Source organism: Pantoea sp. BS_8, from assembly GCF_041954965.1.
GTDB lineage: Bacteria > Pseudomonadota > Gammaproteobacteria > Enterobacterales > Enterobacteriaceae > Pantoea > Pantoea stewartii.
On the sequence record NZ_JAVAXU010000006.1, the window covers coordinates 152077 to 166707 of the forward strand.

Annotated in this window: 12 protein-coding genes; 6 read left to right on the top strand and 6 right to left on the bottom strand. The window is 55.1% G+C overall.

Annotated elements, in window-relative coordinates; translation table 11 throughout:
* The first annotated feature begins 29 nt into the window (after window positions 1–29).
* From glpG to malQ, 4 genes are all read left to right on the top strand, one after another.
* On the top strand, window positions 30–848 hold the full coding sequence (gene glpG, locus RAC65_RS13415) for a rhomboid family intramembrane serine protease GlpG (protein WP_375096799.1): 819 nt from the start codon (window positions 30–32) through the stop codon (window positions 846–848).
* Window positions 849–887: 39 nt separating this feature from the next.
* Window positions 888–1646, top strand: a complete 759-nt coding sequence (locus tag RAC65_RS13420) for a DeoR/GlpR family transcriptional regulator (RefSeq protein ID WP_006121023.1) — start codon at window positions 888–890, stop codon at window positions 1644–1646.
* A gap of 152 nt (window positions 1647–1798) precedes the next feature.
* Window positions 1799–4204, top strand: a complete 2406-nt coding sequence (gene malP, locus RAC65_RS13425; RefSeq protein WP_033741607.1) for a maltodextrin phosphorylase — start codon at window positions 1799–1801, stop codon at window positions 4202–4204.
* Between the two features lie 9 nt (window positions 4205–4213).
* On the top strand, window positions 4214–6286 hold the full coding sequence (gene malQ, locus RAC65_RS13430) for a 4-alpha-glucanotransferase (protein WP_375096800.1): 2073 nt from the start codon (window positions 4214–4216) through the stop codon (window positions 6284–6286).
* A 37-nt stretch (window positions 6287–6323) separates the two neighbouring features.
* Here malQ and nfuA read toward each other — a convergent pair whose 3' ends face one another.
* Entirely contained in the window at window positions 6324–6899 is a 576-nt protein-coding gene (gene nfuA, locus RAC65_RS13435) for a Fe-S biogenesis protein NfuA (protein ID WP_033741605.1), read from the bottom strand.
* A gap of 58 nt (window positions 6900–6957) precedes the next feature.
* Entirely contained in the window at window positions 6958–7638 is a 681-nt protein-coding gene (gntX, locus tag RAC65_RS13440; RefSeq protein WP_375096801.1) for a DNA utilization protein GntX, read from the bottom strand.
* Between the two features lie 38 nt (window positions 7639–7676).
* Here gntX and bioH point away from each other — a divergent pair, with 38 nt between their 5' ends.
* Together bioH and RAC65_RS13450 are read left to right on the top strand one after the other, a co-directional pair.
* A complete protein-coding gene (gene bioH / locus RAC65_RS13445) occupies window positions 7677–8453 on the top strand; it encodes a pimeloyl-ACP methyl ester esterase BioH (protein WP_375096802.1) in 777 nt (258 codons plus the stop codon).
* Window positions 8454–8622: 169 nt separating this feature from the next.
* Window positions 8623–8892, top strand: a complete 270-nt coding sequence (locus tag RAC65_RS13450; RefSeq protein ID WP_033741618.1) for a YdgH/BhsA/McbA-like domain containing protein — start codon at window positions 8623–8625, stop codon at window positions 8890–8892.
* On the opposite strand, the gene RAC65_RS13455 is transcribed toward RAC65_RS13450, so the two are convergent.
* The 4 genes from RAC65_RS13455 to yjbE all read right to left on the bottom strand — a co-directional run bounded on the left by RAC65_RS13455 (window position 8893) and on the right by yjbE (window position 14100).
* A complete protein-coding gene (locus RAC65_RS13455) occupies window positions 8893–10578 on the bottom strand; it encodes a sugar phosphorylase (protein WP_054632969.1) in 1686 nt (561 codons plus the stop codon).
* 224 nt (window positions 10579–10802) lie between these two features.
* The gene (locus tag RAC65_RS13460; RefSeq protein WP_164482656.1) at window positions 10803–13127 is read right to left on the bottom strand and encodes a Tex family protein; all 2325 of its coding nucleotides are present in this window, start codon (window positions 13125–13127) and stop codon (window positions 10803–10805) included.
* A 99-nt stretch (window positions 13128–13226) separates the two neighbouring features.
* On the bottom strand, window positions 13227–13703 hold the full coding sequence (gene greB / locus RAC65_RS13465; protein ID WP_033741594.1) for a transcription elongation factor GreB: 477 nt from the start codon (window positions 13701–13703) through the stop codon (window positions 13227–13229).
* 148 nt (window positions 13704–13851) lie between these two features.
* Window positions 13852–14100, bottom strand: a complete 249-nt coding sequence (gene yjbE, locus RAC65_RS13470) for an exopolysaccharide production protein YjbE (protein WP_006121012.1) — start codon at window positions 14098–14100, stop codon at window positions 13852–13854.
* Between the last annotated feature and the right edge of the window lie 531 nt (window positions 14101–14631).

Here is a 14631-nt window from a genome sequence, read left to right on the forward strand (position 1 = left end):
ATAAGCGGGCGTAACACGGAGAGTGAGTAATGCGCATTACCCAATTTAATCAGCCGCGCACGGCGCAGGCTTTTGTTGACTACATGGCGACGCGTGGCGTGAAATTGCGTATTGAGCATGAAAGTCACTATGTCATTGTGCTGGATGATGAAAGTCAGCTGTCAATGGTCGAAAACGAACTTCAGGCGTTCGTGCGCGATCCCAATCATCCGCGCTACCAGGCAGCGAGCTGGCAAAGTGGTAAAACCGACAGCGGCCTGCGCTATGAGCGCAGCAACATCTGGGCAAACATACGTGAGCGGGCCGGACCATTGACGACCGTTGTGATGCTGGCCTGTATCGCCGTCTTTATTCTGATGCAGGTGCTGGGCGATCGCACCGTAATGTACTGGTTAGCCTGGCCCGATGCCGATCAGCACTTTGAGGTCTGGCGCTGGTTTAGTCATGCGTTGCTGCATTTTTCGCTGCTGCATATCCTGTTTAACCTGATGTGGTGGTGGTATCTCGGCGGAGCGGTAGAAAAACGGTTAGGCAGCGGCAAACTTTTTGTCATTTTACTGATCTCCGCCCTGCTCAGTGGCTGGCTGCAGGCAAAGTTCAGCGGCATCTGGTTTGGTGGTCTGTCCGGCGTGGTCTATGCATTAATGGGATATTGCTGGCTGCGTGGCGAACGCGATCCTGAGAGTGGTATCTGTCTGGAGCGCGGGTTAATCGGATTTGCCCTCGTCTGGCTGGTGGTCGGCTGGTTTGGGGCCTTTGGTCTGGCCATCGCCAACGCCGCGCACGTGGGTGGGCTACTGGTTGGCCTGGCGATGGCATTTGTTGATACGCGCAAGAAAAAACGCTAGTCACAACGAAGAAGAATAAGCCCGAAACAGGAGAGGAATGTGAAGCAGACGCAACGTCATGACGCCATTATTGATCTGGTTCGGCGTCAGGGATATGTCAGTACTGAGGAGCTGGTCGACCATTTTGAAGTCAGCCCACAAACGATTCGTCGTGATTTAAACGACCTTGCCGATCAAAATAAAATTCAACGGCACCACGGTGGGGCGGCTTTGCCCTCCAGCTCGGAGAACACCGCCTGGCAGGACCGTAAAATGATGTGGTCGGCCGAAAAAGCGCGCATTGCCCAGCGCGTTGCCAGCCAGATTCCCGACGGCGCAACGCTGTTTATTGATATCGGCACCACGCCGGAAGCGGTGGCGCATGCGCTGCTGGGCCACAGCGATCTGCGCGTGGTGACGAACAACCTGAACGTAGCCATGCTGTTGATGGGCAAACCGGACTTCAGAGTCATTATTGCGGGTGGCGAAGTACGTACCCGTGACGGCGCGGTCATGGGCGAAGCGACGCTGGACTTTATTTCACAGTTTCGCCTTGATTACGGCATCCTCGGGATTAGCGGCATTGATATGGACGGATCACTGCTGGAGTTCGACTACCACGAGGTGCGCACCAAGCGCGCCATCATCGAGAACTCACGCTGTGTCATGCTGGTTGTGGATCACTCGAAATTTGGACGTAATGCCATGGTCAACCTGGGCAATATGAGCCAGCTTGATTATCTTTATACCGATAAAATGCCGCCCGCCAGCGTCATGAAGGTGATTGAACAGCACGACGTTCACCTCGAACTTTGCTAATTCCTGCCCGACAGTGAGTAAACTGGCGTTTTTTACCTCAGTCTGTCGCTTTTTCCCGCACTCACGTATTTAATTAAAACGGTCGCTGGCCATGTTGCCAGCCCATGCGCATGCCATGTTTACCTTACCCATATGGATACAAAGGGAGTGATATGCCACAGCAGAAATTCAATAAATCCCGCTTTCAGGCTGCATTAACCCGCCAATGGCAACATCTCGGCTACACCTCCGCCAGACAAATGACGCCGCATCAGTGGTGGCAGGCACTCAGTGCCGCAGTGAATGATGTGATCAGTGTGCAGCCCACCGCCCGATCCCTCTCGCCACAACGTCATGTGAACTATCTGTCGATGGAATTTCTGCTGGGACGTCTTACGGGTAATAACCTGCTTAATCTGGGCTGGTTTGATGAGGTAAAAGCCTTGCTGGCTGAACATCAGGTTGAGCTGAGCGAACTGCTGGAAGAAGAAGTCGATCCAGCCTTAGGTAACGGCGGCCTGGGAAGGCTGGCGGCCTGTTACATGGACGCCATGGCGACGGCAGGCCAGCCTGCAACCGGACATGGGCTGAATTATCAATATGGCCTGTTCCGCCAGCGCTTCGCAGAGGGCAAACAGGTTGAAGAACCGGATGACTGGGAGCGCGACACCTATCCCTGGTTTCGCCATAACGCAGCGCTGGATGTGCGTGTCGGGCTGGGTGGAAAAGTGATCAAGCGCGATGAAGGTCGCCTGGAATGGGTACCTGCCCTTTATCTTCGCGGGGAAGCCTGGGATCTGCCGATCACGGGATACCGTAACGGGGTGACGCTGCCGTTACGGCTGTGGAAAGCCACCAGCGAACATCCTTTTGACCTGACGCTGTTTAACGATGGTAAGTTTTTACAGGCTGAACAGCAGGGGATTGATGCCGCCAGCCTGACCAAAGTGCTTTATCCCAACGATAATCACCCACAGGGAAAACGCCTGCGCCTGATGCAGCAATATTTTCAGTGTGCCTGCGCAGTGGCGGATATTTTGCGACGTCATCATCAGGCAGGGCGCAGTATCCATGCCCTGCCAGATCATGAAGTGATCCAGCTAAACGATACGCATCCCACTATCGCTATACCGGAAATGCTGCGTGTATTACTGGATGCGCATCAGCTAAGTTGGGATGAGGCCTGGCATATCACCAGCCGCGTGTTTGCCTATACCAATCACACCTTAATGCCTGAAGCGCTGGAACGCTGGGATGAAAAGCTGATGCGCAGTGTGCTGCCGCGTCATATGGTCATTATCAAAGAGATCAATCGCCGCCTGAAACAGCAGGTTAAACAGCGCTGGCCAGGTGATAAAGCGATATGGAAGAAGCTGGCAGTGGTGGCCGATGGTCAGGTGCGCATGGCAAACCTGTGCGTGGTGAGCGGTTTTGCGGTGAATGGCGTGGCGGCCCTGCATTCCGGCCTGGTCGTGACCGATCTTTTCCCCGAGTACCATCAGCTTTGGCCGCAAAAATTCCACAATGTCACGAACGGCATCACGCCGCGCCGCTGGATTAAGCAGTGTAATCCCGCCCTGTCGAGCCTGATTGACGATACGCTTCAATGCGAATGGGTCAGTAATCTGACGGCCCTACAGGGCCTGGAGCCCTGTGCGGATGATCCTGCCTTCCGTGAGCGCTTCCGTGCGGTTAAGCGCCATAACAAAGCGCGTCTGGCTACCTACATTGCGCAGCGCACCGGCATCCTTGTTAATCCAGAAGCGATCTTTGATGTGCAGATCAAGCGACTGCATGAGTATAAGCGTCAGCATTTAGGCCTGTTGCATATTCTGCACTGCTATAAACGCGTTCGCGATAATCCCGATGATGCCAGCATGATTCCCCGCGTGTTTCTCTTTGGTGCCAAAGCCGCACCGGGTTATTACCTGGCAAAAAACATTATCTATGCCATCAACAAGGTGGCAGACGTGGTGAATAACGACCCGCTTGTTGGCGACAAACTCAAAGTCGTCTTTATGCCGGATTACCGCATTACGGCAGCCGAATACCTGATCCCTGCTGCCGATCTGTCGGAGCAGATCTCCACAGCGGGCTACGAAGCCTCAGGCACAGGCAACATGAAGCTGGCATTAAATGGCGCACTCACTATTGGCACGCTGGATGGGGCGAATGTAGAAATCGCCGAACAGGTCGGCGAAGAGAACATCTTTATTTTCGGCCATACCGTGGATGAGGTTAAGGCGCTTAAAGCGGCAGGTTACAAGCCGCAAAAGATCCGCAAGCATAACAAAGAGCTGGATGAATTACTGACGTCTCTGAAAAAAGGGAAGTTCAGTAATGGCGATAAGCATGCATTCGACCTAATGTTGGAGAGTCTGACAAAAAATGGCGATCCCTGGCTGGTGCTGGCGGATTATCAGGCTTACGTCGATGCGCAAAAACGCGTTGAGGCGTTATGGCGCGATCAGGAAGCCTGGACGCGCGCCGCCATTCTCAATACGGCACGAGCCGGGTTTTTTAGTTCGGATCGTTCGATTCGGGACTACCAACAGCGCATCTGGCAGGCGCAACGCTAAGGAATTGCGATGACATCCACTTCACTTGATAAAGCCGCACTGGCGGCAGGAATAGCGCTGACGTACTTCAATGCGAACGGTGAACCGGAAGCGATCAGCGATGAGACAAAGCGTGCCTTGCTCGCCGTGATGGAAAACCCGCAGAAAGCCAGCAAATCACCGCTGCCACCTGTTGTGGTCTTCAGCGGTAATCGCCCACGTGTGCTGGCACCACAGATTGACGGTCGCATAAGCTGGCAGTTGCAGACAGAGAAAGGCAAAACTTTTAGCGGAACACTCGAAGGTGGTGCGCCCTTTACGCTGCCTTCTCCTCTGGGGCAGGGTTATCACCAGCTTACCCTGAGCAAGGGCAAGCGTACTTGGCAGACGAGAGTGATCGTCACGCCGCGCCGCTGTTATCTCCCCCCGGCCTTGCGTGCCGGAGAGAAACGCTGGGGCGCGCTGGTTCAGCTTTATACCGTGCGTTCAGCAACAAACTGGGGCATTGGTGATTTTTGCGATCTGGAATATTTGCTGGAGCAGCTTGCCGCGCGCGGTGGTGATTTTGTCGGCCTGAATCCCCTGCACGCGCTCTATCCGGCCAGCCCCGCTTTTGCCAGCCCTTACAGTCCGTCGTCCCGTCGCTGGTTAAACATCATCTATATTGATGTGGCACAGGTAGAGGATTTCCAGCAGAGCCGCGCGGCGCAAAAGTGGTGGAAAAGCGCGAAAACCCAAAAAGCACTCAGCAAGGCCCGGGAAAGTGAGTGGGTGGATTACGATGCAGTGATGGCGCTGAAGCTGACGGCGTTGCGCCATAGCTGGACTCAGTTCCAGGCCCGGCGTGCGGAAGATGAGCAGAAACAACGCTTTGCCGAATTTATCCAGCAAGGGAGCGACAGTTTGCGCTATCAGGCTGTTTATGACGGTCTGCAGGCAGACATGCAGCGTGAAGGCTCCGCGCTGACAGGCTGGCCTGCCTGGTCCGAAAGCTGGCGTGACTGTCGCTCCGCGGAGGTGCAGAACTGGTGCGAACAGCACGGCGAGGAGATTGCTTTCTGGCAGTGGTTGCAGTGGCTGGCGCAGCAGCAGTTTTCGCAGTGCTGGGCGCGCAGTCAGGCGCTGGGTATGAGTGTCGGCCTGTACCGCGATCTGGCCGTCGGCGTAGCAGAAGGCAGCGCTGAAACCTGGCACGATCCAGAGCTCTACCGGCTGAAAGCGTCCATCGGCGCGCCGCCCGATCGGCTTGGTCCGCTGGGCCAAAACTGGGGGCTGCCGCCGATGGATCCCCATGTTCTGCAGGCCAGAGGTTATCAACCCTTTATCGACATCCTGCGTGCGAATATGCGTGACTGCGGCGCGCTACGTATCGACCACGTAATGGCGCTTCTGCGCCTCTGGTGGGTACCGGCGGGTGAAACGGCGGATAAAGGGGCATATGTGGCTTATCCGGTTCACGATCTGTTAGGTATTCTGGCGCTGGAAAGCCACCGACAGGGCTGTATGGTGATCGGCGAGGATTTAGGTACCGTGCCTGAAGAGATTGTCAGTCTGCTGCGCGACAGTGGCGTCTTTTCGTGGAAAGTGTTGTGGTTTGAACAGGGCAGGCAGGGCCAGTATCGCGCGCCCCGGGCCTATCCACGGCAGTCAATCGCCAGCGCCAGCACGCACGATCTGCCCACATTGACAGGGTTCTGGAGTGGCGGCGATTTGCAGCTTGGCGAGGAGCTTGGGCTTTATCCCGATAAAAAAACTGTCCTCAACCTGCAGCAGCAGCGACTGAAGCAAAAGCAGGCGCTGCTCGATGCGCTACATAAAGCGGGCGCGGTGCCGGCACGGAGCGCAAAACAGGCGGCGTCGCTGGCGATGACGCCCGGTCTGAATCAGTCTGTGCACCGTTTTCTGGCGGATACCAACAGTGCACTGCTTGGGTTGCAGCCTGAGGACTGGCTGGGCATGACCACGCCGGTTAACGTGCCGGGCACCGTCGATCAATATCCCAACTGGCGCCGCAAGCTGGCGCAGCCACTGGAAAGCATCTTTGCCGATGATGACGTCAATAAGCTACTGAAAACCGTGACTAAACGGCGAAAGGCGGGATAACGGGAACGCGCGACAGCGGTGCTGTCGCGCGTGAACATCAGTAGAACGAGTGCTCGCCACGCTGGTGCTCAGTAATATCGCGCACGCCTTTCAACTGCGGGAAGGCTGCCAGCAACTCTTTCTCAATGCCATCCTTCAGGGTAACGTCGATCATCGAACAGCCGTTACAGCCGCCACCAAACTGCAGGATAGCAAAACCGTCGTCGGTGATTTCCATCAGCGAAACGCGTCCGCCGTGTCCGGCCAGCTGTGGGTTAATCTGCGCCTGTAACAGGTACTCAACGCGCTCAACCAGTGGCGCATCGTCAGAAACCTTGCGCATCTTAGCGTTAGGCGCCTTCAGCGTCAGCTGCGAGCCCAGGTTATCGGTGACGAAGTCAATTTCAGCGTCTTCCAGATAGGGCGCGCTCAGTTCATCAACATACGCGGACAGTTTTTCAAACTTAAGTTCAGTATCCGTGGCTTCAACCGCGTCGGGTGGGCAGTATGACACGCCGCATTCGGCCGTTGGCGTACCCGGGTTAATCACGAATACGCGAATCTGGGTGCCATCTTCTTGTTTAGACAGCAGTTTTGAAAAATGCTCTTGGGCAGAATCAGTAATTCGGATCATGTCAGTTGCTCAATAGTTGACTAATTTAGTTGGTTATAATACGCCCATCATTCGGGCTCTACAAGGTACGGCACAGGCACCAGATGTGCACGCTGGCTGCGCCTCGCGCCCGGAGCAGCCGGCTGATTTCTTTGACCGTACTGCCGGTGGTGACCACATCATCGATCAGGGCGATATGGCGTCCGGTGACATCGGCTTCAAGATGAAACGATCCTCGCAAGTTGCGACGACGCTGGCGGGCGCTTAAGTGATGCTGAACGGCACCGGCGCGCCGTCGGTATAACGCCGGACTGAATGCACAGCCCAGCCAGTGAGCCAGGGGTGCGGCCAGCAGGACCGTTTGATTGTAGCCGCGCCACCAGCAGCGTCGTGAATGCAGCGGAACACACATCAGCAGATCGGGACGGCTCGTCCGTTTGCTACGGTACGCATTCAACCAGCTTAACAAAAGCAAACGCGCCAGCATCACCCTTAGTGCGGTTGTCCCGGAGAATTTTAACTGGTTTACCCATGTGCTGAGCGGGGGCTGCCAGGCGCTGACGCAGACTAACGTCTGCCAGGGCGGCGGGTGACGCAGGCAGCGCCCGCAGGTCAGGTTGCCAGAAGCGGCAGGCAGACCGCACACCGGGCATAACGGGGGCAGGCGGGGCAACTGGCGCAGACAGACACAGCAAATGCCGTGCCGGGCAAGACGTAGCGGCAACTGGCATAGCCAACACAGGGCGGGCATTGGTAGCATAGTGGCCTCCTTATTAATGAATGATGGAAGCATAACGGATGAGCTCACTTTACTGGCATACCTGCGGCGAAGGAGATAACGATCTTGTGCTGCTGCACGGTTGGGGACTGAATGCGGAAGTGTGGCAAAACATCGTGCCGCGACTCAGCACGCATTTCCGTCTGCACTTAGTGGATCTACCCGGTTATGGCCGCAGCCAGGGATTTCCGGCGATGTCGCTGGAAGCGATGGCACAGGTGCTTGAGCCGCATCTGCCCTCGCGCGCCACTGTGCTGGGCTGGTCTCTGGGCGGGCTGGTTGCCACGCAGCTGGCGTTGAGCGTCCCCGAACGATTACGTGCCCTGATTACCGTCGCCTCGTCACCTTGCTTTACCGCCCGCGATGACTGGCCTGGGATTGCCCCTTTAACCTTACATAACTTTCAGCAGCAGCTGAGTCAGGACTTTCAGCGTACCGTTGAGCGTTTTCTGGCTCTGCAAACCATGGGCTCGAAAAGCGCCCGCGCCGATGCACGCCAGCTGAAAGACATTGTGCTGTCACAGCCAATGCCCGACGTAGCGGTGCTGAATGGTGGCCTGCAGATTCTGAGCGAATGCGATTTACGTGACAGGCTTGCCACGCTTTCACTGCCTTTTCTGCGCATCTATGGCGCGCTGGATGGTCTGGTACCCCGTCGCATTGCGCAACAGCTTGACCAACAGTTACCGGCATCGCCTTCTGTTGTGACAGACAAAGCCGCACATGCGCCGTTTATTTCTCATCCTGACGCCTTCTGCCAGCATATTATTTCATTTATCAGCGGATTAGACAGTTAACCCAGACCGTAACTGGCAAATTTCTGTGTAGCGGCAATACTTGATGAGTGAGCAAGGCCGCTGCACTTCTATGCGATTAGTCAGGGAAATGACTATGCCGTTCGATATAGCCTTAAGCGATTTGCGGCTGCTTACATCTCAAAAATGGATCATGAATGAGGGTAGACAAATGAAGGTTATGAAATGGGTAGTTGCATCAGTGATGATGGGCGCAGTGTCATTTTCTGCACTGGCGGCGAAAGAAGTCACCAAAGAAGAAGTGCAGAAGATGAATCTGACCAAAATTGGTACCGTAAACACCACGGCAGAAACCACCTCGCCAATGGATGCCAAGAAGAAGCTGTCAAAAGCAGCGGATGAGAAGGGCGGCAAGTACTTCCGGGTGATCGCGGGCCGTGAGCACGGTAAGTTCAGTGCAACTGCGGAAGTGTACAAGTAATTAGCGTAGCCACATGAATTGCCAGGCATCCAGCACCACAGGCTGGGTGCCATCCACCTTCTCACCTCTGATCACATCCTGAAAAAGGCGCGCTTCGGGTAACTGCGCTTTAACCTGTCTGCCACTGAGATTAAATACACACAGTAACGCATCGCCGCGGGCGGGCTCATCACGCTTCATTATTAACAGCGCATTGTCACTTTGAAAGAGCTGCATCGGATTATCGGGATGGAAAGCGGCCAGACGGCGACGCTGCTGAATCAGTTTACTCAAATGCGTATAAACCTGATGGCGTAAACCGTTCCTGTTTGCCAGCGCGTCTTCAATCTCCGGCATCGCATATTTTTGCCGGTTGATCGCCCGATTATGGCCGGCTTCGCGTACGCCCTCATAATCGTTACGTGCACCCAGTATGCTCTGGATATAAATGGCGGGTACGCCTGGAAACGCCAGTAAGATAGCGTGCGCTAACATAAAGCGTTTGAGCCGCGTTTCATCGTCATCGCCTTCACGGTTGAGCGCGTCGAAATAGGTCACGTTGATTTCATAGGGGCTGGTCGTGCCATCAGGATTATTTTTGTACGAGATCAGCGCACCTTCCAGCGCCAGATCGCGCACCAGGGCGGTAATTTCTACTTCAGATAAAATACCGCGTGCCGGATTCAGGCCAATACCATCGTGCGATGCCAGGAAATTGAAAAAAGTGGTATTGCCATTGCCTGTCGTAAGGGTACTGGCCCATTGGCGTAACGCACGCGCCGAGCCGGTGTGGATGGCGTGCAGCACCAGCGGCGGCAGCGAGAATTGATACACCATCTGGGCTTCATCATAACCCTTGCCGAAATAGCTGATGTTGTCTTTATGCGGCACATTGGTTTCAGTAATGATCACGGTGCCCGGTGCAACCTCGTCGGCGATGGCACGAAACAGTTTGACCAGCAGATGCGTTTTTTCGAGGTGAATGCACGTGGTGCCGGGTGTTTTCCACATATAGCCCACTGCATCCAGCCGTACGTAATCGGCTCCACGTTTCAGGTAGTCGAGCAGGACCTCAACCATGCGCAGCAGCACGTCAGGGCTGGCAAAGTTCAGGTCAATTTGATCGGCGCTGAAGGTGGTCCAGACAAAACGAATGTCACCGTTTGCCAGCGTGAACGGGGTGAGCAAGGGCGACGTCCGTGGCCGCGTTACCGCACTCAGATCGGTAGTGGGCGGCAGGCTTATAAAAAAATCATCCCAGCCCGGATCCTGTGCAAGATAATGCTTAAACCATGCGCTGTGCGCCGACATATGGTTACAGACAAAATCGAACATCAGTCGTGTTTCCTGATGCAGCAGGGCAATGTCATGCCAGTCGCCACATAACGGATTGACCTGATGGTAATCGATGACGGAAAAACCGTCGTCGGACGAATAAGGATAGAACGGCAGAAGGTGCACCAGTGGAAAGGTCGACTGCAAATGCTGCTGATAAAAGCGTGAGAAAGTGCGGAGCGTAGGCGTATTCGGTTCGCGAAACTGATCGGCATAGGTAATCAGTACGACATCCTGTTCGTCCCAGTGCGCTTTACGTGGCAATTTTGTGGTATCGCGAGCGTCTGCAATCAGGACGAGCAGGCGTTCACGTAAAGCCTGTGGAAAGGCATCGGCATAAATCGCATCGAGTAAAGCAGTGATTTTTTCCATTTTAAGGGGCTGCCACAGCGGGTGTCGTTATTATCACGGGCGTCTTTTTAGCGTAGCGTCAGGGTGAGGATTTTCAACTTAATCGCACGCGCAGCCAGCGAAAGGGCGCAACGGCTTGCTGGCAGGCAAAGCCTGGCGGAGGGCTAAGAACAGCGTAAAGGGGAAGGGAGGGTGAAGCGTCGCCTCCTTCCGCACCGGGAAAGAGGCGACGTAACCGCCGTTAACTAGCGCTTCTTACCGAAGGCCGCAGCCAGGGCATCACCCATGGCGCTGTTACCTGCTGGCTGACTGGCGGGACGCGCCCGGCCTTTGTTCGCTGCGGGACGTCTTTCCTCACGTGCCGTGCTGCTCTTACCACTGCGGGCATGGCCTTCACCCGGCTGCTCGTCAAGACGCATAGTAAGCGCGATACGTTTACGCTGCAGATCCACTTCCATGACTTTGACTTTGACGATGTCGCCCGCCTTCACGACCTGATGCGGATCGTCCACAAACTTATCGGACAGGGAAGAGATATGGACCAGCCCGTCCTGATGAACGCCAATATCCACGAAAGCACCGAAGTTAGTGACGTTAGTGACCGCACCTTCCAGCACCATGCCCGGCATCAGGTCGTTCAGGGTTTCCACGCCTTCCGCGAACTGCGCGGTTTTAAACTCAGGACGGGGATCGCGGCCGGGTTTTTCCAGCTCTTTCATGATGTCAGTCACGGTCGGCAAGCCGAAACGCGCATCGGTAAAGTCCACAGCGTTCAGATTCCGCAGGCTGGCCGGATTGCCCATCAAATCGGTCAGGGCCTGTTCCGTGGCCGCCAGAATGCGCTCGACGACCGGATAGGCTTCGGGGTGAACCGTAGACGCATCCAGCGGGTTATCGCCGTGATTGATACGCAGGAAGCCTGCGCATTGCTCAAAGGCTTTCGGCCCCAGGCGGCTCACCTTGAGTAACTGCTGACGATTCTGAAAACGCCCGTTTTCGTCACGCCAGCCGACGATATTTTGCGCCATCATGCGCGTCAGACCTGCTACGCGCGTCAGCAGCGGTACGGAAGCGGTGTTCAGATCAACGCCGACGGCATTCACGCAGTCTTCCACGACCGCATCCAGCTTTTTCGCCAGCTGACTCTGGCTGACGTCATGCTGATACTGGCCTACACCGATGGATTTCGGGTCGATTTTCACCAGCTCGGCAAGCGGATCCTGTAAGCGGCGGGCAATAGAAACCGCCCCGCGCAGGGAGACATCCAGATCCGGGAACTCCTGCGCCGCTAACTCTGACGCGGAGTAGACCGATGCGCCCGCTTCGCTGACGATCACTTTTTGCGCCGTGACCTGCGGGAACTGCTTTTGCAGATCAAGGAAGAAACGTTCGGTTTCACGTGAGGCGGTACCGTTTCCGATCGCCACCAGTTCGACCTGGTGCTTCACGCACAGCGCCGCCACGGCCGCCGCCGCTTTCGCGGCCTGGCCGGTATGGGGATAAACGGTATCGGTGGCGACCAGCTTGCCGGTTGCGTCAACGACGGCAACTTTCACGCCGGTACGCAGGCCCGGATCCAGGCCCATAGTGGCACGCATGCCCGCAGGTGCCGCCATCAACAGATCGTGCAGGTTGCGTGCAAAGACGTTGATGGCCTCATCTTCGGCCCGCTCGCGAACCGTGCCCATCAGCTCAGTTTCCAGATGCAGCATCACCTTGATGCGCCAGGTCCAGCTGACCACAGCCTTGCGCCAGCTGTCGGCGGGCGCGTTATTCAGTCTCAGGTTCAGGTGTTCGGCAATCAGGGTTTCGCCATGACTTTCGCGCGGTGGCTCATCAAATTGCGGATCGGCATTCAGCGACAGTTGCAGCACGCCTTCGTTACGTCCGCGCAGCATCGCCAGTGCACGGTGAGACGGTACGGTATGCAGCGGCTCATGGTGGTCGAAATAGTCGCGGAATTTCGCGCCCGCTTCCTCTTTACCTTCCACCACTTTCGATACCAGATGGGCATTCTTCCACAAATAGTGGCGTACTTTAGCCAGCAGCGCGGCATCTTCAGCAAAGCGCTCCATCAGGATATAGCGCGCGCCATCAAGGGCTGCGCGCACATCGGCGACACCGTTATCGGCATTCACATAACCGGCAGCCAGCTGCTCCGGATCGTGTGAGGGATCCTGCCACAATGTCTCGGCCAACGGCTCCAGACCGGCTTCGATGGCGATTTGCCCACGGGTGCGGCGTTTGGGTTTGTAGGGCAGGTAAAGATCTTCGAGTTCTGTTTTGCTGAGCGTTGCATTGATGGCCTGAGCCAGGTCGTCGGTGAGTTTTCCCTGTTCCTCAATGGATTTCAGGATGGCCTGCCTGCGTTCAGCGAGTTCACGCAGGTAGCCGAGGCGGGTTTCCAGCTGGCGGAGTTGCGTATCATCCAGACCGCCCGTCACCTCTTTACGATAACGTGCAATGAATGGCACGGTATTCCCTTCATCCAACAGGCGGACGGCGGCGTCAACTTGCTCGGGGCGCGCCTGGAGCTCACTTGCAATTAGCTGGCTAAGAACATTCATCATCGGACTATTATGCTTTCTGGGTTGAGAAATAGCCGATAGTTATACGGATTGATGGGCGAAAATGCCAGAGAATGGGCCTGCTTTCAGCGATATTCTGAATCAGGCTTCAATATAGCTAATTTCATTAACATACCAGGCGGCCGGCCCGGCTGGCGTCTCAACAATGGCCATATCACCGACCGCTTTTTTTAACAGCGCACGGGCCATCGGCGAGTCAATCGAGATGTAATCCTTACGGCCAAAAATTTCATCGTAGCCCACGATACGAAAGCGTTTCACTTCACCGTCGTCATTCTCGACTTCCACCCAGGCACCAAAAAATACTTTGCCGTCCTGTTGGGGCGAATAATCCACAATACGCAGTTGCTCAAGACTTTTGCTGAGATAGCGGACGCGGCGGTCAATCTCGCGCAAACGCTTCTTATTGTACTGGTAATCGGCATTTTCACTCCGATCGCCCAGGCTGGCAGCCCAGGTCACTTTTTTGGTGACCTCGGGTCGCTCTTCCCGCCACAGATAATCAAGTTCAGCTTTTAAGGTGTTAAAACCTTCACGGGTAATCAGTCGCGTTCTCATGTACTGCAGCCGGTCAAATCAAAAGAGCTTCAGTGTAAAGCAAATCCGGTGTGACGAAAAAGGGGGCGAGAAAAGGGTTTTTAACAGGCTAAAAACCCTTTTACTGCGCTTCACGCTCAGGGAAGCACAATGAGGCGAGGAGGCTGACTTATTTACCCGCTTTGGTCGACGTCGTGGTTGAGGTGCTGCTGCTGTTACCATCACCGCCGCCACCGCCTGCGGTCGCCAGCGCTACGCCCAACAGCGCGCCAATGGCACCAATACCGATGGCATTGGAGTTGCCCTGAGCGGTTGTGGTGGCCTGTGCACCGGCGGCTTCACCGGCTGCAGGGGCGGCATAACTTTGGCTGATGCTGGACAAGGCCAGTACGCTCAGCAGTAAGATCGTTTTTTTCATGTTTTCCCCGTAAAGCGACAGATTGGCGTTGCTTTAGTCTGGGTGATATCAGGCAGTACGCAAAGTGAGCTTTACTGATTGATTTATTGGACTTTAGCTGCAAGTGGACTCATTAAAAGCGGATCTCATACTAATCCGAGAACGGTCGCGTATTATCCTGTTTTTTTGCGGAAGAATATGCTGTTATCAGAGTCATAAACCGCAGCTTGCCGGAGAAGCGGGCAATAACAGATTCGATTTAAGTCAAATTTTCTGGCAACCCGTTGTTTTTGTTAGCGCGATTATCACTGGTACGGTGTTAAAACCAGTAAATAGCGGAATTTTAGCCAATATTTCAGATTTGCCGTATTCTGTCCCATGGAGGACGAAACGGAACGGCTTCTCCGTCAGCAGAACGTGAATTTAAATATAAGCTGCTGTTTAATATGCTTTGTAACAATTTTGACTAGAATATAAACCATTAAACACTGTCGCTATGCCACATGTTTTTTTAACAATATTGGCTCAGGCAATCGCGCCTTTGGGAGTTAA

Excerpts from the sequence above, each read along its gene's own strand:
- glpG (WP_375096799.1), top strand. The coding sequence starts at position 30 with ATGCGCATTACCCAATTTAATCAGCCGCGCACGGCGCAGGCTTTTGTT.
- malP (WP_033741607.1), top strand. The coding sequence starts at position 1,799 with ATGCCACAGCAGAAATTCAATAAATCCCGCTTTCAGGCTGCATTAACC.
- malQ (WP_375096800.1), top strand. The coding sequence starts at position 4,214 with ATGACATCCACTTCACTTGATAAAGCCGCACTGGCGGCAGGAATAGCG.
- nfuA (WP_033741605.1), bottom strand. The coding sequence starts at position 6,899 with ATGATCCGAATTACTGATTCTGCCCAAGAGCATTTTTCAAAACTGCTG.
- gntX (WP_375096801.1), bottom strand. The coding sequence starts at position 7,638 with ATGCTACCAATGCCCGCCCTGTGTTGGCTATGCCAGTTGCCGCTACGT.
- bioH (WP_375096802.1), top strand. The coding sequence starts at position 7,677 with ATGAGCTCACTTTACTGGCATACCTGCGGCGAAGGAGATAACGATCTT.
- RAC65_RS13450 (WP_033741618.1), top strand. The coding sequence starts at position 8,623 with ATGAAGGTTATGAAATGGGTAGTTGCATCAGTGATGATGGGCGCAGTG.
- RAC65_RS13455 (WP_054632969.1), bottom strand. The coding sequence starts at position 10,578 with ATGGAAAAAATCACTGCTTTACTCGATGCGATTTATGCCGATGCCTTT.
- RAC65_RS13460 (WP_164482656.1), bottom strand. The coding sequence starts at position 13,127 with ATGATGAATGTTCTTAGCCAGCTAATTGCAAGTGAGCTCCAGGCGCGC.
- greB (WP_033741594.1), bottom strand. The coding sequence starts at position 13,703 with ATGAGAACGCGACTGATTACCCGTGAAGGTTTTAACACCTTAAAAGCT.
- yjbE (WP_006121012.1), bottom strand. The coding sequence starts at position 14,100 with ATGAAAAAAACGATCTTACTGCTGAGCGTACTGGCCTTGTCCAGCATC.